This window comes from Bradyrhizobium betae (assembly GCF_008932115.1).
GTDB lineage: Bacteria > Pseudomonadota > Alphaproteobacteria > Rhizobiales > Xanthobacteraceae > Bradyrhizobium > Bradyrhizobium betae.
In genome coordinates this window covers 1,903,145-1,927,903 of record NZ_CP044543.1, presented here as the reverse complement: position 1 = coordinate 1,927,903, position 24,759 = coordinate 1,903,145, and the positions used below count along the sequence as shown (strand labels likewise).

21 protein-coding genes are annotated in these 24,759 nt (G+C 65.6%); 9 read left to right on the top strand and 12 right to left on the bottom strand.

Annotated features, from left to right (window positions below; all coding sequences use genetic code 11):
* Positions 1-130 precede the first annotated feature (130 nt).
* From F8237_RS09150 to F8237_RS09140, 3 genes are read right to left on the bottom strand one after another with little or no spacing between them, the layout of a single operon-like run.
* Positions 131-1,327, bottom strand: coding sequence for an acyl-CoA dehydrogenase family protein (locus F8237_RS09150; RefSeq protein WP_151643904.1), 1,197 nt, complete (start codon positions 1,325-1,327; stop codon positions 131-133).
* 15 nt (positions 1,328-1,342) lie between these two features.
* Positions 1,343-2,491, bottom strand: coding sequence for an acyl-CoA dehydrogenase family protein (locus tag F8237_RS09145; protein ID WP_151643902.1), 1,149 nt, complete (start codon positions 2,489-2,491; stop codon positions 1,343-1,345).
* A 4-nt stretch (positions 2,492-2,495) separates the two neighbouring features.
* Positions 2,496-3,350, bottom strand: a complete 855-nt coding sequence (locus F8237_RS09140; RefSeq protein WP_151643900.1) for an enoyl-CoA hydratase — start codon at positions 3,348-3,350, stop codon at positions 2,496-2,498.
* Between the two features lie 189 nt (positions 3,351-3,539).
* Here F8237_RS09140 and F8237_RS09135 point away from each other — a divergent pair, with 189 nt between their 5' ends.
* From F8237_RS09135 to F8237_RS36275, 6 genes are all read left to right on the top strand, one after another.
* A complete protein-coding gene (locus tag F8237_RS09135) occupies positions 3,540-4,148 on the top strand; it encodes a LemA family protein (protein ID WP_151643898.1) in 609 nt (202 codons plus the stop codon).
* Between the two features lie 174 nt (positions 4,149-4,322).
* Complete coding sequence (locus F8237_RS09130) at positions 4,323-5,240, top strand: TPM domain-containing protein (RefSeq protein WP_374761608.1); 918 nt, start codon at positions 4,323-4,325, stop codon at positions 5,238-5,240.
* A 5-nt stretch (positions 5,241-5,245) separates the two neighbouring features.
* Positions 5,246-5,743, top strand: a complete 498-nt coding sequence (locus F8237_RS09125; RefSeq protein WP_151643896.1) for a TPM domain-containing protein — start codon at positions 5,246-5,248, stop codon at positions 5,741-5,743.
* A 424-nt stretch (positions 5,744-6,167) separates the two neighbouring features.
* Positions 6,168-7,109 (top strand): hypothetical protein, encoded by a 942-nt coding sequence (locus F8237_RS09120; protein ID WP_162005956.1) that lies wholly within the window; start codon positions 6,168-6,170, stop codon positions 7,107-7,109.
* Positions 7,110-7,201: 92 nt separating this feature from the next.
* Positions 7,202-8,737 (top strand): hypothetical protein, encoded by a 1,536-nt coding sequence (locus F8237_RS09115; RefSeq protein ID WP_151643892.1) that lies wholly within the window; start codon positions 7,202-7,204, stop codon positions 8,735-8,737.
* Positions 8,738-8,761: 24 nt separating this feature from the next.
* Positions 8,762-8,926, top strand: coding sequence for a hypothetical protein (locus F8237_RS36275; protein WP_167527467.1), 165 nt, complete (start codon positions 8,762-8,764; stop codon positions 8,924-8,926).
* A gap of 125 nt (positions 8,927-9,051) precedes the next feature.
* On the opposite strand, the gene F8237_RS09110 is transcribed toward F8237_RS36275, so the two are convergent.
* Together F8237_RS09110 and F8237_RS09105 are read right to left on the bottom strand one after the other, a co-directional pair.
* Positions 9,052-9,699 carry a glutathione S-transferase family protein gene (locus F8237_RS09110; protein WP_151643890.1) on the bottom strand — a complete coding sequence of 216 codons (648 nt, stop codon included), beginning with the start codon at positions 9,697-9,699 and terminating at the stop codon, positions 9,052-9,054.
* Between the two features lie 265 nt (positions 9,700-9,964).
* A complete protein-coding gene (locus F8237_RS09105; RefSeq protein ID WP_151643888.1) occupies positions 9,965-11,170 on the bottom strand; it encodes a CaiB/BaiF CoA transferase family protein in 1,206 nt (401 codons plus the stop codon).
* A gap of 328 nt (positions 11,171-11,498) precedes the next feature.
* On the opposite strand from F8237_RS09105, the gene F8237_RS09100 reads away from it, so the two are divergent.
* Entirely contained in the window at positions 11,499-12,431 is a 933-nt protein-coding gene (locus tag F8237_RS09100; protein WP_151642564.1) for an IS110 family RNA-guided transposase, read from the top strand.
* Between the two features lie 138 nt (positions 12,432-12,569).
* Here F8237_RS09100 and putA read toward each other — a convergent pair whose 3' ends face one another.
* Positions 12,570-15,581, bottom strand: coding sequence for a bifunctional proline dehydrogenase/L-glutamate gamma-semialdehyde dehydrogenase PutA (gene putA / locus F8237_RS09095; protein WP_151643886.1), 3,012 nt, complete (start codon positions 15,579-15,581; stop codon positions 12,570-12,572).
* A gap of 116 nt (positions 15,582-15,697) precedes the next feature.
* Here putA and F8237_RS09090 point away from each other — a divergent pair, with 116 nt between their 5' ends.
* Complete coding sequence (locus F8237_RS09090; RefSeq protein WP_151643884.1) at positions 15,698-16,159, top strand: Lrp/AsnC ligand binding domain-containing protein; 462 nt, start codon at positions 15,698-15,700, stop codon at positions 16,157-16,159.
* Positions 16,160-16,329: 170 nt separating this feature from the next.
* On the opposite strand, the gene F8237_RS09085 is transcribed toward F8237_RS09090, so the two are convergent.
* The 4 genes from F8237_RS09085 to F8237_RS09070 all read right to left on the bottom strand — a co-directional run bounded on the left by F8237_RS09085 (position 16,330) and on the right by F8237_RS09070 (position 20,132).
* Positions 16,330-16,530, bottom strand: a complete 201-nt coding sequence (locus F8237_RS09085) for a cold-shock protein (RefSeq protein WP_008134691.1) — start codon at positions 16,528-16,530, stop codon at positions 16,330-16,332.
* 208 nt (positions 16,531-16,738) lie between these two features.
* Positions 16,739-17,047, bottom strand: a complete 309-nt coding sequence (gene sorB, locus F8237_RS09080; RefSeq protein ID WP_162005953.1) for a SorB family sulfite dehydrogenase c-type cytochrome subunit — start codon at positions 17,045-17,047, stop codon at positions 16,739-16,741.
* 12 nt (positions 17,048-17,059) lie between these two features.
* Positions 17,060-18,259 (bottom strand): SorA family sulfite dehydrogenase catalytic subunit, encoded by a 1,200-nt coding sequence (gene sorA, locus F8237_RS09075; protein ID WP_151643880.1) that lies wholly within the window; start codon positions 18,257-18,259, stop codon positions 17,060-17,062.
* A 136-nt stretch (positions 18,260-18,395) separates the two neighbouring features.
* Positions 18,396-20,132 (bottom strand): adenylate/guanylate cyclase domain-containing protein, encoded by a 1,737-nt coding sequence (locus tag F8237_RS09070; protein ID WP_151643878.1) that lies wholly within the window; start codon positions 20,130-20,132, stop codon positions 18,396-18,398.
* Positions 20,133-20,537: 405 nt separating this feature from the next.
* Here F8237_RS09070 and F8237_RS09065 point away from each other — a divergent pair, with 405 nt between their 5' ends.
* The gene (locus F8237_RS09065; RefSeq protein ID WP_374761636.1) at positions 20,538-22,043 is read left to right on the top strand and encodes a glycosyltransferase family 39 protein; all 1,506 of its coding nucleotides are present in this window, start codon (positions 20,538-20,540) and stop codon (positions 22,041-22,043) included.
* Positions 22,044-22,221: 178 nt separating this feature from the next.
* Here F8237_RS09065 and F8237_RS09060 read toward each other — a convergent pair whose 3' ends face one another.
* Entirely contained in the window at positions 22,222-23,250 is a 1,029-nt protein-coding gene (locus F8237_RS09060) for a YcjF family protein (RefSeq protein WP_151643874.1), read from the bottom strand.
* Positions 23,247-24,716, bottom strand: a complete 1,470-nt coding sequence (locus F8237_RS09055) for a YcjX family GTP-binding protein (protein ID WP_151643872.1) — start codon at positions 24,714-24,716, stop codon at positions 23,247-23,249. Before F8237_RS09055 ends, F8237_RS09060 begins: the two co-directional genes overlap by 4 nt.
* Between the last annotated feature and the right edge of the window lie 43 nt (positions 24,717-24,759).

The following is a 24,759-nucleotide window of genomic DNA, read 5'->3' as shown; positions in this document are numbered from 1 at the left end:
ACAGGGAGTGGTTGTGGTGGAAGCTGATAACTCAGAGTCCTCGTAGCCACGTCCGCCTGTGGTTATGGATCCCGGATCGGCGCTCCGCTTGTCCGGGACGACAGCGGAGATTGCGGCGCCAGCTCGCCCCTCAAATCCCCAGCATCATCTTCGCGATGATGTCGCGCTGGATCTCCGAGGTGCCGCCGAAGATCGTATAGGCCCGGCCGTTGAGATATTCCGGCACGACCGTCAGCATGTCCTCGGGTGTCGACGGCTCGTGGTTGAGCTTGTAGAGCGGGCGCATCGGCTCGACGGCGAGCGCGTCGTGGCCGATCACGTCGACCCCGAGCCGCGTCACGGCCTGGCGGATCTCGCTGTTGCGCAGCTTCAGGATCGACGACACCGCGCCGGGATTCTGCCCGGTCTGGAGCGCCGAGAGCACCCGCAGCTCGGTCATCTCCAGCGCGTCGATGTCGATTTCGACCTCCGAGATGCGCGCCGCGATATCGGGACTGTCGATCGCGCGTCCCGTCAGGTCCGACTCGGCGAGGTCCGCGATCGCCTTCAGCCCCTCGCGCAGCTTCGCCGAGGCGATGCCGGAGCCGCGCTCGAACTCGAGCAGGTATTTGCCGTAGGTCCAGCCCTTGCCTTCCTCGCCAACGCGGTTGGCGACGGGCACGCGCACGTCGTCGAAGAACACCTGGTTGACCTCGTGGTCGCCGCCGATGGTCAGGATCGGTCGCGTCGTGATCCCCGGCGTCTTCATGTCGATCAGGATGAAGCTGATGCCGTCCTGCTGCCGCGGCCCGTCACTGGTGCGGACCAGCGCGAACATGCGGTTGGCGTGATGGGCGTGCGTGGTCCAGATCTTGGTGCCGTTGATGATGTAGTCGTCGCCGTCGCGCACAGCGCGCGTCTTCAGCGATGACAGGTCGGAGCCGGAGCCCGGCTCGGAATAGCCCTGGCACCAGTAGTCCTCGCCGGAGAGAATCCGCGGCAGATAGAAATTCTTCTGCTCCGGCGAACCGAAGCCGATGATGACGGGCCCCACCATCTTCACGCCCATCACGTTGACGTTCGGCACGCCGGCGCGTGCGGATTCCGTCTCGAAGATCCAGCGCTGCGCCGGCGTCCAGTCCGGGCCGCCATGATCGACCGGCCAGCCCGGCGCGCCCCAGCCGCGGCTATGCAATATGCGCTGCCAGGCCATGCCGATGTCAGGGTCGGAGAACACCGAGGGCGTCAGCGCGGTGGCGCGCTTCATCTCGTCGGTGAGATTTTTGGCGATGAAGCCGCGCACCTCATCCTGGAAGGCGCGCTCCTCGGCATTGAAGGACAGGTCCATGATGCGCTCCTCGTGTCAGGCGGGCTGGGTGGCGCGGCCAAGCGCGGCGTGGCGGCCGTAGTGATGCGCGCTGCCGCCGAACAGGGTATCGAAGGCGACCAGCCGCTTGAAATAGGCGCCGACCTCGAGCTCCTCGGTGACGCCCATACCGCCGTGGAGCTGGATCGACTGCTCGCCGATGAAGCGCGCGCATTTGCCGATCTTCGCCTTCGCGCCGGAAGCTGCCCGTGCGCGCTCCACTGGTTCCGCGTCGACCTTCAGCGCGGCGCGCAACGCCATCGAGCGCGCCTCGTCGACCTGCATCGCCATGTCGGCGAGCCGGTGACGGATCACCTGGTTGGCGGAGAGCGGCCGGCCGAACTGTTTGCGGATCTTGGTGTAGTCCAGCGTGGTGTCGAGCAGCACCTGCATGATGCCGACGGCCTCTGCGCCGAGCGCGGCCATGGCGCGATCGACGGCCCATTCGATCGCCGGCAGTGCGTCGTGCCCATCGCCGAGCAGCGCATCCTCCGGCAGATGCACGTCGGACAGTTCGATGTTGCAGGCGCGCCCGCCGCCGAGGCGCTCATAGTCACTGACGGCCACACCCGGTGCCGTTGCCGTCACCAGGAACAGGCCGATCCGCCCCGATGGCCCCTTGTGATCGTGGATATGCGCGGAGACGATGATCTGGTCGGCGGCGTGGCCGTCGAGCACGGCGATCTTGCTGCCGGAGAGCCGCCAGCCTTGCGCCGTCTTGCTGGCTGAGGTCGCAACCTTGGCAAGGTCGAACCGCGCCGCGCGCTCGGAATGGGCGAAGGCGAGCTTCAATGATCCGTCCGAGATCTCGGGCAGGATTGCCCGCTTCTGAGCCGCGCTGCCGCATCGGTCGATCAGTCCGGCTCCGAGCACGATAGTCGCGACATAAGGCTCGGACACCAGCCCGCGGCCAAAGGCTTCCATCAAAATGCCGATCTCGACCGCGCCGCCGCCGAGTCCGCCAAACTCCTCCGGAATCGGCAGCGCCAGCCAGCCGAGCTCGGCGAACTGCTTCCACACCGCAGGGCTGAAGCCGAGCGGATCTTTCGCTATCTTGCGACGGTGATTGGCATCGTAGCTTTCGGCTACGAAGCGTTCCGCGCTCTCGCGCAACAGGCGTTGCTCGTCACTGAGATTGAGGTCCATGTCGCTACTCCGCGGCCGCCTCCGGCTTGCGCACGGAGGGATGGAGTCCGGATGGATCGACCACCATGCCGAACTCCTGAAGATTGTGAGCGTGACAGAGCTGATGCAGCGCAAAGGCCTGGTCGATCGCGGCTGGCTGGCCCATCACATCGACCGAGCGGTTGACGGCTTCCTTGGTCAGCTTCAGCGCAAACGACGGCTTGGATGCGATCCGGCGCGCCAGATCCAGCACGCGGGACGACAGCTCCGCGCGTGGCACCACCTGGTTCACCATGCCGAGCTGATGCGCCTCCTCGGCGCTCCAGCTGTCGGCCGTGAACAGGAATTCCTTGGCCTTGCGCGGGCCGAGCTCCCAGGGATGCACGAACCATTCGACGCCGCAGACGCCCATGGTGACGACGGGATCGCAGAACTGCGCATCGTCGCTGGCGACGATGAGGTCGCAGGCCCAGGCCAGCATCAGGCCGCCGGCGATGCATTTGCCGTGCACCTCTGCGATGGTGGGCTTGGCGAGATTGCGCCAACGCCGCGTGATCTGGAGATAAATTTCCTGCTCGCGTGCGAAGCGGCCATGAGCATTGGGCTCGGCAAAGCCGCCCCAATTTCCTACCGGTGGAAAATCGACGCCTGCGGCGTTCTTGCCACCGGGCCGGAGGTCGTGGCCGGAGGAGAAGTGCGGCCCGTTGCCGGCGAGGATGATGACCTTGACCGTGTCGTCCTGCACCGCGTCGTCGAAGGCGGCATTGAGGTCGTAGGTCATTTGCAGGTTCTGCGCGTTGCGCGCCTCGGGCCGGTTCATCACGATCCGGGCAATCGCCGGCTCCGGCCGCTCCACGAGGATGGTCTCGAACGAGGACATCGCGTTCCCCTCAGCGTTTCCAGTCTGTCTTATTGTTCCGTCAAGTTGACTATGTCGGCCAGAGATAGGCAAGGGGATAGGCAGGGGGCTTGCGTCAGTCGGCTGCTTTTCGCGCCTGCGGCGCAAGATGTCTGGCACCGCGCGCGCTCAATCTGGTAGCTTGCCCCCGATTCCACCGGGAGAAATTTGATGCGCAAGATCCTCACCGTGCTGGCGGCGCTGGCCTCGCTCAGCCTGACCAACTGCGGCTACAACGCGATCCAGAGCGAGGACGAGCAGATCAAGGCCAACTGGTCCGAGGTCGTGAACCAGTATCAGCGCCGCGCCGATCTCGTGCCCAATCTCGTCAACTCGGTGAAGGGCTTTGCCCAGCAGGAGAAGGACGTGCTGCTCGGCGTCACCAACGCCCGTGCCAAGGTCGGCAGCATCCAGGCGACGCCGGAGGTGCTGAACGACCCCGCCGCCTTCCAGAAATTCCAGGCCGCCCAGGGCGAGCTCTCCAGCGCGCTCTCGCGTCTCCTCGTCGTCACCGAGAACTACCCGCAGCTCAAATCCGATGCGCTGTTCAAGGATTTGATGTCGCAGCTCGAAGGCACCGAGAACCGCATCACGGTGGCGCGCAACCGCTACATCAAGTCGGTGCAGGAGTACAACGTCACCATTCGCACGGTCCCGACCAATTTCACCGCGATGATCTTCGGCTACAAGGAGAAGCCGAATTTCTCGGTCGAGAACGAGAAGGAAATATCGACCGCGCCGAAGGTTGATTTCAACCCGGCACCCTCGCCGTCGAAGTAGGTGCGTTTGATTTTGCGAATGCGCTTTACCCAGCCCACCACTGTCATTCCCCGCCACCGGGTCTCGCCTTCGGCGAGCCCGATGACAGGCTCCGGCGGGGAATCCAGTACGCCGCGGCGTCTCGGTTCAAGCACTGCGGACTCTGGAATACTGGATCGCCCGCCTTCGCGGGCGATGACAGCGAGTGTGTGGCGCCTCTGTGCTGCCTTCGCATCCCGCGGCCTCCTGCTGCTTGCACTCCTCCTCGCCTTCGCATTCCCCGCCGCGGCCGACGTCGCCGTCCCGCAACTCACCGGCCGCGTCGTCGATCAGACCGGCACGCTCTCCAGCAGCGACGTCGCCGCGCTCACGCAGAAGCTGCGTGACTTCGAGACCCGCAAGGGCAGCCAGGTCGCCGTCTTGATCGTGCCGACGACGCAGCCGGAGACGATCGAGCAGTTCTCGATCCGCGTTGCCGAGGCCTGGAAGATCGGCCGCAAGAAGATCGACGACGGAGCGATCCTCGTCGTTGCCAAGAACGACCGGCATTTGCGCATCGAGGTTGGCTACGGCCTCGAAGGCGTGCTCACCGACGTGACCTCGCGGCGCATCATCGACGAGATCATCACGCCGAAATTCAGGACGGGCGATTTTGGCGGCGGCATCTCCGATGGCGTCGATCGGATGATCCGCGTGATCGACGGCGAGCCGCTGCCGGTGCCTTCGCCGACCGTGAATTTCGGCAATCTGGACGACCTTGCGCCGCTGTTCATCGTGACGCTGTTCGCTTCGCTCGGGGTCGGCGGGTTCTTTCGAGCCATGCTGGGGCGGTTGCTTGGATCGTTGGCGACCGGTGGCATCATCGCCGTGCTGAGCTGGTTCATTCTCGGCTCCGCCGCGCTTGCCCTAGGTCTTGGCGCCCTCGGCTTCGTCATTGGCTTCATTGCCGATCTGTTTTCGGCGATGGCGCCCAGCTCAGGGAGGTCGCGCGGCGGCTCTTGGTCGGGCGGATCGTCGGGAGGCGGCTGGAGCAGCGGCTCGTCGGGGAGCAGCGGCGGCTTCAGCGGCGGCGGGGGCAGTTTTGGCGGCGGCGGCGCCTCGGGGAGCTGGTAGCGGTCATGAGCATCAAGCGCATTGCCAGACATCTGGTGCAGCATCATTGGCGGGCGAAGCAGATCTTTCCGCCGGCCGTGCTCGCCCGGATCGAGCAGGCGATCAGGCAGGGCGAGGCCACCCATTCCGGCCAGGTCCGCTTCGTCGTCGAAGGCGCGCTCGATGGCGCGCCGCTGTTCCGCAACCAGCCGGCCCGCGAGCGTGCGCTCGACGTGTTCTCGCAGCTGCGCATCTGGGACACCGCGCACAACAACGGTGTCCTGATTTATCTCCTGCTCGCCGACCGCGACGTCGAGATCGTGGCCGATCGCGGCATTCACGCAAAGGTCGGCGGCGAGGGGTGGGAGAGCATCTGCCGCGCGATGGAAGCCGAGTTCGCCTCCGGCAAGTTCGAGCGCGGCGTGATCGGCGGCATCGCGGCGGTATCGCGCGAGCTGTCGCGGCATTTCCCGCCGCAGGGCCCGCATGCGAACGAGCTGCCGGATGCGCCGCTGGTGATGTGACAAGCCGTGATGCGAGTGGGTCGCGCCGCCCGCTCAGTTCTCTCACCGTCACCCCCGCGCAACGGCGTAGCCGTTGTCGCTGGAGGTGCTCGCCTCTTCGGCGAGCCTCGAAGGGCTACGGCCCGGCAGCGGCCGCTCATCCTTCGAGGCTCCCGGCGTGATCCTTTGCATCGCGCCACTCGCGCGTCAGGATGACGGACGGGTTGGGAATTGCGCCATGTGTCCTCCGTTGCGCGGCCGTTCATCTTCCCGCGGTTACAAATTGTTTCACGCCCGCCACACCGGTTCCACTTTCCCGGCCCAATTCGGCCCCGGATGACTTCCTAAAATTTCGGTAAGCGGGTCCCGAGGTAAGGAATTCGCAAGCAATGAAAGTTACCAAAAGGTCAATCCAGACTGGAGTATTTGAGCCGTGAGCGAACCAATGGCTGAGCAGGCTGCCCACAACACCGGTGAACAGGCTAGCATCGAAGCCGCCGCGATCGAGGCCCCTTCGATCGCCCCCGATCACGAGGCGCCGCCGAAGCCCGACCCGGTCAAGATCGAGCCGCCGCAGATCGAGCCGCCAAAGCTCCAGGCCAAGGTTGAACCCAAGGCTGAAGCGAAGCCCGAGCCGAAGCTCGGCAAGCTCATCGTCATGGCCCCGTCCGAACGTTCCTGGGACCGCGAGGAGTTTGCCCCGCATGTGAAGGCGGACGCGCCGCGTGAGACCGGCAAGCGCCGGCTGTCGGCGATCGCTGCGGTGGTGGCGATTGCCGCCGGCGTCGGCGCGATCAGCGGCGCGCTTGCGACCGCCGGCATGATGCATTTTGCGAGCCCCGCGCCGGTGCAAGTTGCAGATACCAGCGCGCTGGACGCCTCCGTGGCGCGGATCGATGCCGATCTCGTCGCGCTGAAGGCCAATGTCGAGCACACCTCCAAGACCGGCCTCGGTCAGTTCAACCGGACCAGCGACCGCCTCGACAAGCTCGAGAAGGCCCAGGCCGAGCCGCTCGCCAAGATCGCAAAGCTGTCCGAGACCGTCGACAAGCTCCGTGCCACGCCAGCGGCCGCTCCCGCGCAGGCCGCCGCAGCAACCGCCAGGGAGACCACCGGCTCGATCGCGCCGACCCAGGTCGCGACCGCTGCGGCAGCACCGGCTCCCGCGCCCGCCGCGCCGAAAACCGAGGTCGGCCGTCTGCCGACGGTCGAAGGCTGGGTGCTGCGCGACGTCTCCAATGGCGGTGCGCTGATCGAGGGCCGGGGAGGCCTCTACGAGGTCTATGCCGGTGATCCCATTCCCGGCGTCGGCCGCGTCGATGCGATCCGCCGCCAGGACGGCCGCTGGGTGGTCGTCACCAGCAAGGGCCTGATCGTCGCGCGCTGAGCGTTCGATATCCGATTTCCAGAGGGCGCTTCACTGCGATGTGAAGCGCCTTTTTGCTTGAATAGGCTGGCACGCGCGGTGTTATTGAAAGCATGAGCCGTGCGTTGCGAATTCTCGTTGCTGTCGTCGCAGTGTTGGGCGGCGCTATGTCGCTTTCGGCCGCGGAGAACGTATCGCTCACGCGCGGCACGGCGATCACCGATCCCGATCTCCTCCGCAAGCTCGATCAGAACGATACACTCACCATCTCGCGGCTGTTGTGGCCGGAGCGGAACGCGAATGTCCCGCTGACGACCGACCTGCTGTTCGCGTCGCTGCCACAGCTCAAGGACATTCCGCCAGCGATCGACGCCGAGTTCGACCGCTACGTTGCGCAGCAGAAAGCGGCCTGGCCGACCGAGACCGTCGGCGTCGGCGAAGGCTTCGACGTCCAGCTGTTCGATCGCGCCAACCTGAAATCCGCCAACGCGCGTTTCGTGCTCGCCGGCATCGTCAATCGCATGGACCGCGCTTACGTGTCGGAAGAGTCCTGCGGCGAGATCCGGCTGATCTACCGTCTCGCGCGTTTTGACGCTGGATCGAATGGGACCAGGACAGCAACACGCCTGCCGATGACGTTCAATCTGGTGATAAAAGCGCGCGATGCCCGCCAGACGGATACGAATGGCAAGCCGGTCAGTTGCGCCGAGCTCGCGCGGCGCTGGCTCGACGATGGTGACTGGCAGGGGCTGATCGGCAGCAGCGTCCAGCCTTCCGATGCCATGCTCGATCGTATCGAGACCAACATCCAGATCTCGATCGCGCCGAAATCGGCGCGGCACGATTTCCGTTCGGACTATCTCTTGAAGGTCTTCAAGTACAACGCCGCCACGAAGACGTTCGAGGAATCGACGCTGGAGAACCAGATCGACCGTAACAGGATTCGGGCCGACAATGACCTCCGGCGCGATTTCAGGGATTGGCTGCTTGCGCCCGATCATCTGCGCGCGTTCGATCGCGGCACGGTGCTGATCCCGGAAAAATTCCTGGCCAGGGCCGCGCTCGTGCCGACGCCCGCCGGCCTCGATGCTTCCGCGCTGCAGCCGGAGTTCGGCATGATGCAGGGGGAAAGCAAAGGCGATCCGGTCTTCACCGACAGTGACGTGATCAGCGCGCTGAAGCAGGCCGCGGCGCGCGGGAACATGCAGAACATCCGTTCCGTCGCGGGCTTCCAGCGTCGTCTCAACGACGTCACCTGTGCCGGCTGCCACCAGACCCGCGGCATCGGCGGCTTCCATTTTCCGGGCGTCGACTGGCTGGCGGACACGCCGTCCAATTCCACCATCGTGCCGGCCTCGCCGCATTTTGTCGGCGACCAGCTCCGCCGCCGCGACATCCTGACCGCGTTCGCCGCCGGCAAACGCCCTGATTTCTCACGCGGATTTGCCAGCCGGCCGCAGACCCGCGGCAGCCGGGAGCTCGCCGGCAGCGAATATCAGGACGGCTGGGGCGCGCATTGTTCTTTGCCGGATGCGGGATCGGAAACCGGCGACAGGAGTTTTACGTCATGGAGCTGTGCTAAAGGTCTCGCCTGTCAGGCTGCCGCGGCCTCGCGCCGCATAGGCATGTGCTTCATCAAGACGCGTTAGCAAGAAAACCGATTTGGATGACCCATGACGGATACAAGCGGCGCCAACAAGGAGCGCAATCTCGAGATTGCGCGCAATGAGGAAGCCAAGCAGGTCGCTGGCAGCATCCGCGTCAGCGTCTCGGCCATCGTGGCGGTCGTCATCGTCGGCGGGATCCTGTTCACGCTCGGCTGGCTGGCACTGAGGTAACGGCGCTTTCTCCTCGTCATGCCCGGGCTTGTCCCGGCCATCCACGTTCTCGTATCCGCGCTCAAGATCGTGGATGGCCGGGACAAGCTCGGCCATGACGTTTCTGAGCTTCCAATGGGGCCCCTTCACGTCGCGTAGTTCGTCATCCGCCGGCCCGGCAGCAGCTCATACGCCGGCTTCCAGCCGGGCAGTGCGGCCATGCGGCCGAGCCAGGCGTGGATGGCGGGATGGCTCGCCGCGAAATCGAAACCGTGCTCGTCGCTCGGATAGTGCAGATATGCCATCATCGAGATGTCGGCGACCGTCGGCCGCGCGCCGATCGCGAAGGCGTTGTGCTGGAGGTGTCCGTCGAGAATGCCGAGGAAGTCCTCGAGCCGGCGGCGGAAATGCTTCAGCACCTGCGGATCGTTCTTCTCGGTGAAGGCCCGCATGAAGCGGTAGGTCGCCATGTAGCCGGTGAGCTTATGGTTGTCCCAGAACAGCCAGCGCAGCAGCTCGAACTTTTCCTCCGCCGTCTCGCTGCCGAAGCGGCCATATTGCTCGGCAAGCTGCAGCAGAAGTGGCGCGGTCTGCGTCATCTTCACGCCGTCGATCTCGAGCACGGGAATTTCGCCCATCTCGTTCACGCTCCGGCGCCACTCCGCCGTGCGCGTGACGCCGCCGCCGAAATCGGTCCACACCGGCTCGAACGTCTCGCCGCAAAGCGTCAGCATCAGCGCCAGCTTGTAGCTGTTGCCGGATTCGGGGAAGTAGTGCAGGCGGTAGCTGGGCATGGGACCTCACGAGGCGGGAAGCACATGTGAGGTTATAGCGGGATCGTTCGGCATCGTCATTGCGAGCGCAGCGAAGCAATCCAGCAATGCATCTCCGCCGTCGTCCCGGACGAGCGAAGCGAAGATCCGGGACCCATAGCCACAGGAAGACGTTTGGCGGAGACTCGGAGTTACCTGTCGCGCCCTACAACCACTCCCTGTGGTTATGGATCCCGGGTTCGCGCTATGCGCGCCCCGGGATGACAGCGGAATATGTGGAACGGCCTTACCCCACCGCCCCCGAACCCCGCAGCTGCTTGATCGCGGCCTCGTCGTATCCCGCCCCGCGCAAAATCTCGTCACTGTGCTCGCCGACGGCAGGCGGCTTGCGCGGCTGCACCTTCCTGGCGCCGTCGATCCAGATCGGGCTGGAGATGGTGAGCATGGTGTCGTTCTCGAACGGCACCAGCACTTCGTTGTCGAGCATCTGCTTGTCGTTCGGGATGTCGTCCAGAATGCCGACGATGCCGAACACGAGGCCGTTGCCGTCGAGGATCTTGCGCCATTCGGCGAGATCCTTCGTCGCAAAGGTCTCGTCGAAGATCTTGATCAGCTCGACCGAGCGGGCGTGACGGTCGGCCTTGGTGGCGAAACGGGAATCGGTGATGAGGTCTTCGCGGCCAAGGCACCTCGCCAACGTGGGAAACTGCTTCTCCTCGCTCAGCAGCGACAGAATCAGCCAGCGGCCGTCCTTGCACTGATAGTGGTTGGCGACCGCATTGAGCGCACGCTCGCGAGGCCGCCGCTCGGCGAACTTGGCGCCGCACAGCTTTGCCTGCGCCAGAACGCTCGCGGCCCACACCCCGTTCGCCATCAGATTGGAGGCGACATGCGAGCCCTTGCCGGTCTTCTCGCGCTGATAGAGCGCGGTAACGATGGCGCCGTAGAACGCCATGGCGCAGGGATGATCACCCATGCCGGCGACCGAGCGGGCCGGCGTGGTGTTGGTGTCGGCGCGGACGAGGTCCATCAGTCCGGATCGCGCCCAATAGGCGTTGCTGTCGAAACCGGGCTTGTTGGCCTCCTCGCCCTTTTCGCCATAGCCGGTGAAGGAGGCGTAGATCAGCCGGTCGTTGAGATGGGCGAGATGGTCATAGGTGATGCCGAGCTTGGCGCGCACCGGGGGCGGCATGTTGGTGATGAAGACGTCGGCCTCTTCCACCAGCTTGTAGAGCACGGCCTGCGCCTCGGGCTTGGCGAGGTCGAGTGCGATGCTCTTTTTGTTGCGGGCCTCCAGCAGCCAAGCGTAATTATGTTCGCTGCCGGGATAGCCTGGAATGTTCGGCAGATTGCGGTAGGGGTCGCCGGCGCCGGGCGGCTCGATCTTGATGACGTCGGCGCCGAAATCCGACAGCACTGTCGCGGCCGCGGGCGCTGCGATGAAGCTCGCGCAGTCCAGAACCTTCAGGCCTGCAAAAATGCCCTTTTCCATCGCGGCGTAGCTCCCTCGCTCTTGTTGTTTCCCGCCCGCTGGAATTGGCGCGGGCCAGATCGTGAGAGCATTAGACCGATGTTTTGCCGGGATGCAACGGCATCAGGCGCAGGGCATGTTGTCGTGCGGTTGCCAGTCCCGTCATCCTTGTAACTCGCCACAGACCGGTCGGCGATCTAGGCTTGGCCGTTCGGCTGCAGATGGGAGACCGTCTCATTCTAGGGCCGCAAAGCCCGTCCCTCAGCTCGGCTCCCCATCTGCAAGTCCGTTGAACCCGAACAGTCGCGTGGGCCGCCTGGCGAGCCCGGTTGCGCAAGGAGGGGTGCCGATGGAATTGTCATTCGTGGGAATCGATGTCTCCAAGGACCGCCTGGACGTTCACGTACGTCCGAGCGGAGAAATGTTCGCTGTCACGCGAGACGGCAAAGGGCTCGAGAGCCTCGTCGAACGGCTGTTAGAGCTGAAACCCACTTTGGTCGCGGTGGAGGCGACCGGAGGTTTCGAAACCATTGTGGCTGCGGCCGTTGCCGGCGCTTCAATCCCGCTGGCGGTGGTCAATCCTGCCCAAATCCGCAACTTCGCCCAGGCGGCCGGCAAACGGGCGAAGACCGATCCGATCGACGCTGCCGTGATTGCTCACTTCGCGGATGCGCTCCGGCCGGAGCCGCGCGAGCTGCCTGACCAGGAAGCGCGCCTGCTGGCCGAAATGGTCAGTCGCCGCCGGCAGATCATCGAGATGAAGACCGCGGAAGGCCAGCGTGAGAAACGGGCAAGCAATGTCCGGATCCGCAAAGGTCTGCAGCGTCACATCGCCATGCTGCAGAAGGAGCTCGATGCCATCGACCGAGACATCGAGACCATGGTTCGTGGCTCGCCGGTCTGGCGCGCCAAGGAGGATCTTCTCGCCTCGGTGCCTGGGATAGGAAACATCGTCGCCAGAACTCTGCTCGCCGAGCTGCCTGAACTTGGCCGGTTGAGCCGTCGGGAAATCGCCAGCCTCGCCGGCCTTGCGCCTTACACCCGGCAATCAGGCCGCTGGCGAGGCAAGAGCATGATCGGCGGCGGCCGAGCCAGCGTTCGCACAGTCCTCCACATGGCCGCCTTGGTGGCGAGCCGCTGCAACCTCGCCCTCAAGACTTTCTACCAGCGCCTCCTCAGCGCCGGAAAGCCGAAGATGGTTGCTCTGGTGGCAGTCGCCCGGAAGCTTCTCATCACCCTCAACGCCATCATCAGAGACAATAGACCATGGCAAAACGCTTGACTTCGAACACAGTCGCTGAGGTGCCGGAGCGCAGCGGAGGCCTCGAAGGATGAGCGGCCCGCATGCAGCCGGGCCGTCGCCCTTCGAGGGCCGCTACGCGGCCACCTCAGGGTGACGGTGAGGGAGGGATGTCGACGTTCAAGCCTCCCCCGCAAGCAGGGCAGCGTTGCCGCCGGCCGCCGCGGTGTTGATCGTCACCGTCTGTTCCGTGGCAAAGCGCGACAGATAGTGCGGGCCGCCGGCCTTGGGGCCGGTTCCCGACAGGCCGTTGCCGCCGAACGGCTGCACGCCGACCACGGCGCCGATCATGTTGCGGTTGACGTAGATGTTGCCGACCTGGACCCGGTCGATGATCGCCTCGACGGTGTCGTCGATACGGGAGTGGATGCCGAGGGTGAGCCCGTAGCCGGTGCGTTCGATCGCGGCCAGGACGCGTTCGAGGTTCTCGGCGCGGTAGCGCACGACATGCAGGATCGGGCCAAACACTTCCTCGGTGAGCTGGCCGGCGTCCTTGAGTTCGAAGATGTGCGGAGCGACGAAGCAGCCCTCTGGCGCGGGGCCGGCAAAGTGCAGCTTCGCCTCGGCCGTCATCCGCGCAATGTGTGCATCGAGCCGCTGCTTGGCCTCCATGTCGATCACCGGGCCGACATGGGTTGCCTGGTCGGAGGGATCACCGATCTTCAACTCGCGCGCGGCGCCTGCGATCATCTCGATCATGCGGTCGGCGACATCCTCCTGCACGAACAGCAGCCGCAGCGCCGAGCAGCGCTGGCCGGCCGAGCGGAACGCAGATGTGACGACGTCGTCGGCGACCTGCTCGGGCAGCGCGGTCGCATCCGCGATCATGGCGTTGATGCCGCCGGTCTCCGCGATCAGCGGCACGATCGGCCCGTCCTTGGCGGCGAGCGTCCGGTTGATCAGGCGTGCCACTTCGGTCGAGCCGGTGAACACGACGCCGGCGATATCCTTATGCGCGGTTAGTATGGCGCCGATGCGGCCGTCGCCGGTGACGAGATGCAGCGCGCTCGTAGGGATGCCGGCCTCGTGCAGCAGGGCCACGGCCTCGCGGGCGATGCGCGGGGTCTGCTCGGCGGGTTTTGCCACGACGCTGTTGCCGGCCATCAGCGCCGCCGTGACCTGGCCGATGAAGATCGCCAGCGGGAAATTCCACGGCGAGATCGCGACGAAGACGCCGCGGCCGCGCATGGCGAGCGCATTGCTCTCGCCGGTCGGGCCCGGCATCGCCGTCGCGCTGCCGAACAGCTTTCGGCCCTCCGCGGCATAGTAGCGGCAGAAATCGATGGCCTCGCGCAGCTCCGACAGCGCATCGTCGAGCGTCTTGCCGCCCTCGGCTTGCAGCAGCGCGATGAAATGCGCGCCGCGGCTCTCCAGCAGATGCGCGGCCTGCTCCAGCGCGGCCGCCCGGGTGGCTGCCGGCGTCCGGCTCCAGGCGGAAAAGCCCGCGCGCGCAGCAGTCACCGCTGCGTTGGCCTGATCCGGCGTTACATCGGCGATCGGCTCGAGGTCGACCGTCTCCGCCTTGACGTCCGTCAGCAACTGGTCGAGCGCGGCGCGGGCACCGAATTCGACGCCGCGCGAATTGCGCCGCTCCGGCGCGAACAGATCGCAAGGGAGCGGAATCTTCGGATGCGCCGCCGCTTGCGGCCGGACGATGGCATCCGCGGGACGCTGCAACAGCGCCGGCACGGGCACGCGATCATCGGCCGCCTGTGCCACGAAGGAGGAGTTGGCGCCGTTCTCCAAGAGCCGCCGCACCAGATAGGCGAGCAGGTCGCGATGGCTGCCGACCGGCGCATAGGTGCGGTAGGCGATATCAGGATGATCCTTGGCAAGCTGCTCGTAGAGCGCCTCGCCCATGCCGTGCAGGCGCTGGAATTCGAAGCAGCCAATGTCCCCGGCCAGCTCCAGCACGGTTGCGACCGTCAGCGCGTTGTGGGTGGCGAATTGCGGGAAGATGCGCGGCCGCAGGGCGAGCAGCTTCGCGGCGCAGCCGACGTAGTTCAGATCCGTCATCGCCTTGCGCGTGAACACGGGATAGCCGCCCAGCCCGCGCTCCTGCGCGCGCTTGATCTCGGTGTCCCAATAGGCGCCCTTGACCAGCCGCACCATCAGCTTGCGGTCGTGGGCGCGGGCGAGCGCGTCGACATGGTCGATCACCGCGCCGGCGCGCTTCTGATAGGCCTGGATCGCCAGGCCAAATCCGTCCCAGCCCTTCAGCGAGGGATCGGCGAGCGTGGCCGCGATCACGTCGAGCGACAGCTCCAGCCGGTCGGCTTCCTCTGCATCGACGGTGAAGTTCAGGTCATGCGCCTTGGCGCGCTGCGCCAGGTCCAGAAGCAGCGGCACCAGCTCGCGCATGACGCGATCGTGGCTGATCGCCTCGAAGCGTGGATGCAACGCCGACAGCTTGACGGAAATGCCGGGCCGGTCGGGCAGGGGCTGGCTGCCCGCCGCCTTGCCGATGGTCTCGATCGCGCTCGCATAGGCGTCGAAATAGCGCGTCCCGTCGGCTGCCGTGCGTGCGCCTTCGCCGAGCATATCGAAGGAGTAGCGCGGCTTCTGGCCGTAGCGCGGCCGGCCCCGCTCCAGTGCCTGCGCGATGGTCTCGCCCAACACGAAATGATTGCCCATCAGCCGCATCGCCTGGCGCGTGGCGGTGCGCACCGCAGGTGCGCCCAGCCGCTTCACCAGCCGGCCGATGGTGCCGTCTGGCGTCTCGCCGGGCTGGATCACCCGCGCCGACAGGCCGAGCGCCCAGGCCGAGGCGTTGACCAGGAAGGCGGTGGATTTGGTCTCGTGGTGGATGAAATCGCCCTCGCCGAGCTTGTCCTCGATGAACTGATCGGCGGTGCGCGCGTCGGGCACGCGCAGCAGCGCCTCCGCCAGCACCATCAGGGCGAGACCCTCCTTGGTCGAGAGTGCGAATTCCCGCAGCATGTCCTCGACCCCGCCAAGGTTACCTGCAAGCCGGTCGTCGCGCTTGCGGATCGCCTCGATCAGCCGCGTCGCGGTGCGGTCGATCCGCGCCTCCTGCGGCGGGCTGAGATGCGACGCCGGCAACAGGCGCGCGGCGATCTCGGAATCATCGGGTGCGTAGAGGGCGGTGAAGGGAGGCGGGATGCTCGGCATGGCGTGTGTCCTGTCGTTTAAATTCAGGATAAAGCCGGCTTGACCGTAGTTCGATAGACAAATTCGGAATTTTGCCTTAGGAGATTAAGGCATTCTGACAATTGGCCGTATGAAATATGGAACTTGATCGAACGGACCGGAAGATCCTCGCTATTTTGCAGCAGGACGGGCGAATCGCCAATGTCGAGCTGGCCGAGCGCATCGGGCTGTCGCCGACCTCGATCGGCGAGCGGCTGAAGCGCCTCCAGCGTGAGGGTTTTGTCGAAGGCTACGGAGCGCGGCTCAATCCGCACCGGCTCGGCCTCGGCTTGCTCGTGTTCGTCGAGGTGCTGCTCGACAAGACCACGCCCGACAATTTCGACCGGTTCGCGCGCGCGGTGAAACTCGCGCCCGAGGTGCTGGAGTGTCACATGGTTGCAGGCGGCTTCGACTATCTTGTGAAGGCGCGGCTTGCGGACATGACCGCCTACCGACGCTTCCTCGGCGAGACCCTTCTGTCGATGCCGGGCGTGCGCGAGACGCGGACCTATGCGGTGATGGAGGAGATCAAGCGCGACGCACCGTTGCCGGTGGAGTAACGAAATGCTGTCGCGATTGTCATTGCTGCGGCGTCGAACGAGCGGTCTTCAAAGGCAAAATAGCTATCCTTGTGCAGTCGCAACGCCTGTCGTCGAATGCACTGGCCGTCTTCTGAAATTTTCTTGGCCCGCTCCCGGATCAATCCGGGAGGCAGCAAAGGCTGCCGGGCTTATACTTTGAGGTTCTCTGCGGAGGTCTTGCCCCGGTTTGCGATCTCTTCGTATTCCACCGTCTGTCCTTCGTTGAGCGAGGACAGGCCGGCTTTCTGCACTGCCGAGATATGCACGAACACATCCTTGCCGCCCGACGCAGGCTGGATAAATCCATAACCCTTCGTCGGGTTGAACCACTTGACCGTACCTTTAGCCATCACGTCTTCTCCGCGGGTCTTCCTCCGAGATCTCGAACCGCCAGTCCCCGCCAACCGGCCGGTTCGGTCCTAATAAGATACGCGGAATGTTGGGGCCTTCATAGATCAAACCACATCTGCATTTCGCCGAATTCCGCTCAACTTCGCGGCGTTTTTACCGGTTTTGCCCGTTTCGCGGTCAATCGGCCCGCACGCCGAAAGCCATCCGTCAATATGTCGCGGCCAGATAATCGACGATCTTGCCGACATCGGCATCGTCGATCGGCGCGCCATAGACCTTGATCATCTTGGTCACCTCGGCTTGCCAGAAGCCTTTCCTGTCCTTCATCGGCGGCTGCGTGGCGATGTAATCGGACGAGTGGCACGCCGTGCAATTGCCCTGCACGATCTCGAGATTGGGGCCGGGCTTGAAGGCGGCGACCTCGTCGGGTGTCTTGTAATTGACCGGCGCGGCAAGTGCCGAACCGACGACGGCGGCGAAGGCGAGTGAGATCGCGAGGAGAACGGTGCGCTGCATGATCATTCTCCCTCAGGCCACGCTGACGCGGACGGTTTCGACGACGTTGCGTAAATAACCCGCGGGATTCCAGCGCGGCGTATCCGGCTGCGTCTCGCCGCCATTGCCGGTCGCGCGGACCTTGAGCTCGACCTCGCCCGCCGCGAGCTTCACCGGCAGCTTCCATTCGCGGAACGAGTATTTGCCGAGATCCTTGCCGAGATTGGCACTGGTCCAGGTCTTGCCGCCATCGATGGAGACCGCGACGTCCTTGATGCCCTTGCCGCCGTCGAAGGCGATGCCGCGCAGCGTCGTCCGTCCCGCCTTCAGCCTGGCGCCGTCACTGAGGCTGGTGATGAAGGAGCGGATGGTGAAGCGGTTGATCGGGATGGTCGCCTTCGGCGCCGTGCCGGGCTCGATCGCGTTGTTCGGCGTGTCCGGAATGCGATAGGCCGACTTCATCCAGAAGCCGTCATAGACGTTGTCGACGACGGTGATCTCGTTGAGGTGCTTCACCCAATAGGTGCCGTAATAGCCCGGCACGATCAGGCGCAGCGGAAAACCGTTGAGGAACGGCAGATCCTCGCCGTTCATGCCATAGGCCAGCATCACCTCGCCGTCGGTGGCGTGATCGAGATCGAGCGCCTTGACGAAATCCGGCGTCTTGTCGCTGACCGGGCCATCCATGCCGTTGAAGGTGACTTGTTTGGCGCCGGTCTGCACGCCCGCCATCTCGAGCACGGTCTTCAACGGCACGCCGCGCCAGCGCGCATTGCCCATCGCGCCGTTGGCGAGCTGACCGCCGGCGACGCGCGGCTCGACGAAGCCGCGGCTGTTGCCGGAGCACTGGTTGACGGCGACGATCTCCGTCGCCTTCATCTTCCGGATGTCCTTCAGAGACAGCTTCAGCGGCTTGTCGACCTTGCCCTTGACTTGAAGCGTGAACGTGTCGGGGTCGAGATTGTAGGGCAGGTCGGAGAGGTGATAGCGCACGAAGAACGCGTTGTTCGGCGTGATCGGGCCGTCGTTGAACACCGCGAACGGCGTCTCGAGCTGCGGCGGGCGGCTGGTCAGGCCGATCATCGGCCGCTTCTGCGGATATTTCACCAGCGACCGTTCGCCATTGGCGAACGGGAGCGTGACGGTGTCGAGTGCCAGCGCTTTGGTGGAATTCAGTGTGGCCGCAAGCGCGGCAAGCCCCGCTCCTTTGAGCAGGTCGCGTCGATCGAACATTCTGGTCTCCTCCCGGAGCTTTTCGTTGGATCGCGGTCATCACCGCAATCCTGCGCTCATCTGTCGCAATGATCAGGATGAAGTCAATTCGTGCTTTCGCAGCAGCCCCATGCCGCTGCGGCGCAACAAGCCGGTGTTACGCGGCAACGCGCGCGCCGCGGTCGACCAGCGCCGACAGCCCCCTTGCGTCCGCAACCACGCGCACCGCCATCGGCTCGTCGCGGCCGCGGATCGCGACGTCCTGCTGCGGCAGCGAATCGTCCGCAAGGCCGGCGGTGCGGCGGACCTCGTCCGAGACGATGGCTTCGCAGGCCAGCGTCTTGGTCATGTCCTGCAGGCGGGCGGCGACGTTGACGGCATCGCCGAGCGCAGTGAAGACGATATGATCGCGATAGCCGATGTCGCCGATGATGACCTCGCCGCCGTGAATGCCGATGCCGAAGCGGATCGGCTGGCGCAGATCATGGCTCAGGAGCTGGTTCAACTCGTCGATGTTGGCGGCGATGCTGCTGGCCGCCTTCAGCGCTTGCCGGCAGGCTTGTTGCGGATCGGCCGACAGCCCGAACAGCGCCAGCATGCCGTCGCCGACGAACTGGTTCGGCTGGCCGCCATTTTCGATCACGGCTTGCGACACCGCGCCGAGGAAGCGGTTGACGATGAAGACCGTGTCGAACGGCAGCCGCTTCTCGGCGAGCTGGGTCGAGCCGCGCATGTCCACGAACAGGCTGACGAGATAGCGCTCCTGACCGATTCGGGTGGGCGCCGAGGCATGCGCGTTGGCCGACAATGCGTGCGGCATGAACAGCTGGAAGAAGGAGAGGTCGGTCTCCGGCCGCAGCTGGCAGGCGAGCCGGATCGAGGGATCGGCGGTGCCGACCCGGGCGAGCACGAAGGCTTCGCGCTGCGATGGCTCGGGCAGGGCGGCATGATCGCCGATGATGCGGATACGGCAGGTCGAGCAGCGGGCGCGGCCGCCGCAGACGCTGGCATGCGGCAGGTTGTGGCGCAGGCTTGCTTCCAGCACGGAGAGGCCCTTGGGCACGCGCACCGTCCTGCCGTTGCCGTAGGACAAAGCGATCATGCCGCCGCGGCGTTCGCGCAGGGCGCGCACGCCGCGCGCCGCGAGCGCCAAAGCGAGCAGGCCGAGATAACCGATGGTGAGGCCGCCGGTGATGCGGTCGAGCGTCTCGGCTTCCGCCGTCGTGCCGAGCTGGCGGCGGGTGAGATTGTGCGTGCGCCATTCGCCGTCGTCGGCCTCGACCGCGACGCTGCGGCCGCCCTGGTAGATGCCGAGCAGCACCAATGTCGGGATCAGCACGGCGGCCGCGAGCAGATAAGGCGCGGCGCGCGTGAACAACGGCTTGAGGCGAAGCCAGAAATAGATGCCGATGCAGCCGTGCACCCAGGCGATGATGAGCAGGATCGTCATCAGCCAGAGCCGGCCCGGCGCGGCAACGAAGAACAGATAGAGTTCCTGCGGATAGAGCTTCTGGTGCCCGTACAGCGTCTGGCCGAGCCGCACGCCGATCACATGCGCCATGACGAGCGCCGGGATGCTCAGCCCCAGCACGAGCTGGAGCGGCTCGATCGTCCGCCAGCGGAACTGCCGGCGCTGATACAGCGCGTAGACGCCGAGACCCATATGGGTCAGCGCCGCGGTGTAGAACACGATCGCGACGGGAAGGAACTGCCAGAACAGAGTGTGATAGGTGACGCCGATCTCCATGGCATCGACCGAGATATTGCCGAGCGCATGGTTGAGGAAATGGCTGACCACGTAGGAGAACAGGATGATGCCGCAGACCAGCCGCACCTGGCGCGCGCTGGTGGCCCGGACGAGTTCGGACAATCGTGAAGGAGCGGTGGCGGCCATGATTCGGTTGTATCAGTTCAAGAAGGAGAACAGCCAGCCCGGCGTTTCATTCCCGGGGGTGACCGCGGGCCCGATCACATGCGCGACAAGCCGCCAAATACTCCGCTGTCGTCCCGGACAAGCGCGCCCTCAGGCGCGCGCCGATCCGGGACCCATAGCCCCAGGGAGGAGTTTGACGAGGACTCGGAGTTACCGGCTCGCGCCAAACTCCTCCCTGGGGCTATGGATCCCGGGCTCGCGACTGCGTCGCGCCCCGGGACGACACTTATGCTGGGACGGCCCGCATTGACTCCCCCTCCCAGGTTGGCGAAAAGCGCGGCCGTGACGACAGCTTCCGACATCACCACGCCCCCCGGCGGCGCCGCGCGCCGTCTCTTCGTCGTGGCCGTGCTCGTGATCGTGGCGATGACCGTGCTCCGCATCGTCTATGCCTCCGCGATCGAGCTGCGCACCGACGAGGCCTATTACTGGACCTGGTCGAAAGAGACCGCGCTCGGCTTCCTCGATCATCCTCCCATGGTCGCCTGGTTCATCCGCCTGGGCACCGCGATCTTCGGCGACACCACGCTCGGTGTGCGCTTCGGAGGCATCGTCGCGATGCTGGTGACGCAGATCCTGCTTGCCGACATCGTCCGCCGCCTCACCCATGACGCGCGCGCGGTCGTGTTCGCGGTGCTGATGCCGGAGGCCGCGCTCTATTATGGCCTGCTGATGGCCAAGGTTGCGCCCGACGTCGCCATGATCCCGTTCGCGATGGCGATGATGTGGTCGCTGGTGCGGCTGGCGCAGAGCGGCGACGGCCGCTGGTGGCTGGCGGCCGGATTGTTCGCGGGCCTGTCGATGCTGTCGAAATTCACCGCGATCATGTTCGCGCCGGCGGTGGCCGCCTTCCTGCTGGTGCCCGAGTGGCGCTGGCGCTGGCTGCGTAGCGCCTATCCTTACCTCGCGGTGCTGATTGCGATCGCGGTGTTCTCGCCGGTGCTGATCTGGAACGCGCAGCACGATTGGGCCTCGTTCCGTTTCCAGGGCGTGCGCGCCACGGCCAATTACGGAGTCTCCTTCCGAACCATTGGAGACTACATTGGCCTGCAATTCGGCCTGGTCGGCTTCGTGATGCTGCCGGTGGTGCTGTTGGGTCTCGTGATGACGGCGTGGCGCGGCTATCGCACGCGCGAGCCGGTCGCAATCCTGTTGTCCACCGCGGTGCTGGTGCCGTTTCTCTATTTCCTCGCGAAATCGACGACGCTGAGGGTCGGCGACACCTGGCCGATGTTCATGTGGCCGGTCGGCTTCGCCGCGGCCGCGGTGAACCTCGTCATGCTGTCGCGTGAAGAGCGGTCGGCGCGATTGATCCGGTCGAGCCTGTTCTGGCTCGACACGGCGGTCGTCTCGGGCATCGCTTTCGTCGTCATCGTGTTCCTCTATTACGTCGCCGCGCCCTGGAATTTCCTCGGCAAGATCGATCCGATCGGCGCCGAGGCGGGCTACGAGCAGGTCGCGGCGCGCGCGCAGGCCGCACTCGATGAGACCGGCGCGACCTGGATCGCGACCACGGACTACCGCACCTACGCGATGATGCGCTGGCTGTTCAGGGGGCGCGTCCCCGTGATCGAGATCAACGAGCGCGGCCGCTTCCAGGATTTTCGCGATCCCGGCATGGACCGGATCAGGGGCCGCGCCGGCATCTATGTCGGCCGCGAGCCTGACGATCGCGCCCCGGTGTGGGACGCGATCCCTGCCAAGCGCGAGCAGCTTGGCCAGGTCGAGCGCCGCTGGCGCGGCCTCGTGATCGACACGTATGCGATCGAAAAACTGAGCGGTTGGACCCCGGAGCTGTCACCGCCAAAGGATTCGCCGCTATTTTGGTGGAAGGTGCTGGCGGGGGAGTTCGAGAAGCGTTTGCGCAGCTAGCGAGGCAGGTGCCGATCTTCTTCCTTCTTCCCTTGTGGGAGAAGGTGGCGCGAAGCGCCGGATCAGGGGTTGCCTCCGCGCATTCAATGCGAGAGATACGCTCGTGGAAACAACCCCTCACCCGTCTCGCCGCTTCGCGGCGAGCCACCCTCTCCCACAAGGGGAGAGGGGGCAATAGCTACGCCTCGTCATCTTTCTTCCGCAACAGATCCGTCGCGAGGTCCGACAGCTTCGGCGGCGGCAGTGCCGCGAATGGCAGCGGCCTTGTGACGTCGATCGCGGCCAGTCCCAGCCGCGCCGTCAGCAGCCCGTTGAGGATCCCTTCTCCAAGCCGCTGCGACAGCTTCGCCGCGATGCCGTGCCCGAGCATCTGCTGCACCAGGCTGTCGCTGGCGGCCATGCCGCCGGTGATGGCGAGATGGGCGATGACGTGGCGGAGCAGGCGGATCATGCCGAGCGCGCCGGGGCGGCCGCCGTAGAGATAAGCGAGCTGGCGGATCAGCCGCAACGCGGCGAAGAACACGAACATCACGTCGATCGCCGCGCGGGGCGAAACCGCCGTGACGATCGAGACTTTCTGCGCGGCTGAGGACACCAGCCTACGCGCCTCCGCATCCAGCGGTGACATCAATTCGCGTTCGGCGAGACGGATCATGTCGGCGCCGTCGATGATCTCGCCGGTGTGGCTCTCCAGCGCGGCGCGGGCGCGCGCGAGCTGCGGGTTCTGGTGCGCGAGCTTGAGCAGGTCCTGCACGATGACGCGACTCTCCTTGCGGTCGTCGCTGGCAAGGACCGCGGCCGCGCGCGCATGCAGCTTCTCGATGGTCGCGAGGCGCGCGAGCCCGAACGCCTCGCGCCCGATCACGACCGCGAGCGCAAGCGCCGTGACGAACGCAAAGGCAACGCCGACGAAGCCGAGCGTTTCGCTGCGTGCGAACAGATCCTCGATCAGACGGACCACGCCGAGCCCGGTGCCGAGCAGCGTCAGCCCGGCAAGCCCGGACCAGAACAGCGTGCCCCAGGGAAAGCCGCGCCGCGCCGGCAGCGTGGCTTCGATCGGCACCGGCAGCGCCTGAGGATCGTGCTCCGGCGTGATCTGGACCGTGGTGCGGCCGAGTCGCACCGCTTCGTCGGCCTCGGTGACGACGACGCCGGGATCGTCGAGCCGGAACGTCGCCGGCCGCCGCGGCGTGGATCGGTCGTTCATGACAGCTTGTCTCCGATCAGGAACTGCAAGGCCCGGTCGAGGCGGATGTGTGGCAGTGCGGGCGCTTCGCTGCCCTCGCGTTCGAGCCTTGGCGGACGGAAGCGCAGGAAGCGGAAGTCGCTTGTCCCCGCGGTTTCCGTCGACAGACCGCGGAACGCATCCGTGCCGTTGAACAGCGCCTCGGGATCCAGCGGCAGATCACCCGGAAAGGTCGCGACCTCCGTGGTGCCGTCGAAAAACTCGCCGCCCGCGCTTTCGCCCGCGGCCGGCGTTCCCAGGATGGACGGCAATTTGTCGCGGCCATGCGCGACCTGCGCTTCGCGCGTGGCGCGCACGGCGGCGAGCGCGACGACGTCGATCGCCGCGCCGGTATCTTCCGCGCGCGCCACGGCGCGGCTGACCGCACGGCGCAGCACGGCCTCGAGCCGGTCGTGGCTGGAATGATGCAGATGATCCGCCTTGGTCGCCGCGAACAGGATGCGGTCGATGCGCGGGCGGAACAGGCTGGAGAGGATCGTGCTGCGGCCGATGTTGAAGCAGTCGAGAATACCGGCGAGCGCGGCTTCGAGATCGTGCAGCGCCTCGGGGCCCGCGTTGAACGCGGCGAGCGCATCCGCCAGCACGATCTGGCGATCGAGCCGGGCGAAGTGATCGCGGAAGAACGGCCGCACCACGACGTCCTTGTAGGCCTCGTAGCGGCGCACCATCATCGCCCACAGCGAGCCCTCGGGCGCCTGTCCGTCGATCGGCACGTCGAGCGGCGCGAAGGTCAGCGCCGGCGAGCCTGCGAGATTGCCGGGCATCAGGAAGCGGCCGGGCGGCAGCAGGCTCATCGCGAAGCGTTCGTCACGGCAGGCGCGCAGATAGTCGGTGAACAGCTTTGCCGCTGTCAGCGTCGCCTGCTCGTCCTCGCGGGCCTCGGGCTTGAGTGTCGCAAGATGCGCGTGCCACTCGGCGGCGACGTGCGCGCGGGGCTCCTCGCGCGACAGGGCGAGGCTCTCCGCGGACCATTGCTCAAAGCTCTTCTGCAGCAGCGGCAGGTCGAGCAGCCATTCGCCGGGATAGTCGACGATGTCGAGCGTCAGCGTACGGTCGGCGCCGTTCGGGCGCTGGTAGTCGATGACGAGGCGCAGCTCGCTGATGTCCACGGTCGAGCTCGGCCAGTGCCGTTCCTCGATCAGCGCGCGCAGATGGCTTTCATAGGCAAAGCGCGGCACGGCATCGTCGGGCTGCGGCGCCAGATCGGCCCGCGCGATCCGGCCCGACGAATAGGCCTCGAACACCGGAAACCGGCCGCCGCGGGTCAGGCCGTGGATCAGCGCGGTGATGAACACGGTTTTACCGGCCCGCGACAGGCCGGTGACGCCGAGCCGCACCGTGGGATTGAAGAAATGCTCGCCATAGTCGATCAGCGCCCGGGCAGACAGGCGTGCTTCTTCGACCATATCCTGAAAGGTGAATGCCATGTGAACGCTGGAAATCCCGGGCGGGGAACTGTGAGACTGTTCA

Bases quoted from the DNA above. Each gene is read 5' to 3' on its own strand.
- F8237_RS09055 (WP_151643872.1), bottom strand. From the start codon at position 24,716: ATGGCATTCACCTTTCAGGATATGGTCGAAGAAGCACGCCTGTCTGCC.
- F8237_RS09100 (WP_151642564.1), top strand. From the start codon at position 11,499: ATGGAATTGTCATTCGTGGGAATCGATGTCTCCAAGGACCGCCTGGAC.
- F8237_RS09145 (WP_151643902.1), bottom strand. From the start codon at position 2,491: ATGGACCTCAATCTCAGTGACGAGCAACGCCTGTTGCGCGAGAGCGCG.
- F8237_RS09120 (WP_162005956.1), top strand. From the start codon at position 6,168: ATGGCTGAGCAGGCTGCCCACAACACCGGTGAACAGGCTAGCATCGAA.
- F8237_RS09110 (WP_151643890.1), bottom strand. From the start codon at position 9,699: ATGCCCAGCTACCGCCTGCACTACTTCCCCGAATCCGGCAACAGCTAC.
- sorA (WP_151643880.1), bottom strand. From the start codon at position 18,259: ATGTTCGATCGACGCGACCTGCTCAAAGGAGCGGGGCTTGCCGCGCTT.
- F8237_RS09125 (WP_151643896.1), top strand. From the start codon at position 5,246: ATGAGCATCAAGCGCATTGCCAGACATCTGGTGCAGCATCATTGGCGG.
- F8237_RS09090 (WP_151643884.1), top strand. From the start codon at position 15,698: ATGGAACTTGATCGAACGGACCGGAAGATCCTCGCTATTTTGCAGCAG.
- F8237_RS09150 (WP_151643904.1), bottom strand. From the start codon at position 1,327: ATGGACCTGTCCTTCAATGCCGAGGAGCGCGCCTTCCAGGATGAGGTG.
- F8237_RS09130 (WP_374761608.1), top strand. From the start codon at position 4,323: ATGACAGCGAGTGTGTGGCGCCTCTGTGCTGCCTTCGCATCCCGCGGC.
- sorB (WP_162005953.1), bottom strand. From the start codon at position 17,047: ATGCAGCGCACCGTTCTCCTCGCGATCTCACTCGCCTTCGCCGCCGTC.
- putA (WP_151643886.1), bottom strand. From the start codon at position 15,581: ATGCCGAGCATCCCGCCTCCCTTCACCGCCCTCTACGCACCCGATGAT.
- F8237_RS09105 (WP_151643888.1), bottom strand. From the start codon at position 11,170: ATGGAAAAGGGCATTTTTGCAGGCCTGAAGGTTCTGGACTGCGCGAGC.
- F8237_RS09070 (WP_151643878.1), bottom strand. From the start codon at position 20,132: ATGGCCGCCACCGCTCCTTCACGATTGTCCGAACTCGTCCGGGCCACC.
- F8237_RS09115 (WP_151643892.1), top strand. From the start codon at position 7,202: ATGAGCCGTGCGTTGCGAATTCTCGTTGCTGTCGTCGCAGTGTTGGGC.
- F8237_RS09065 (WP_374761636.1), top strand. From the start codon at position 20,538: ATGACCGTGCTCCGCATCGTCTATGCCTCCGCGATCGAGCTGCGCACC.
- F8237_RS36275 (WP_167527467.1), top strand. From the start codon at position 8,762: ATGACGGATACAAGCGGCGCCAACAAGGAGCGCAATCTCGAGATTGCG.
- F8237_RS09135 (WP_151643898.1), top strand. From the start codon at position 3,540: ATGCGCAAGATCCTCACCGTGCTGGCGGCGCTGGCCTCGCTCAGCCTG.
- F8237_RS09140 (WP_151643900.1), bottom strand. From the start codon at position 3,350: ATGTCCTCGTTCGAGACCATCCTCGTGGAGCGGCCGGAGCCGGCGATT.
- F8237_RS09085 (WP_008134691.1), bottom strand. From the start codon at position 16,530: ATGGCTAAAGGTACGGTCAAGTGGTTCAACCCGACGAAGGGTTATGGA.
- F8237_RS09060 (WP_151643874.1), bottom strand. From the start codon at position 23,250: ATGAACGACCGATCCACGCCGCGGCGGCCGGCGACGTTCCGGCTCGAC.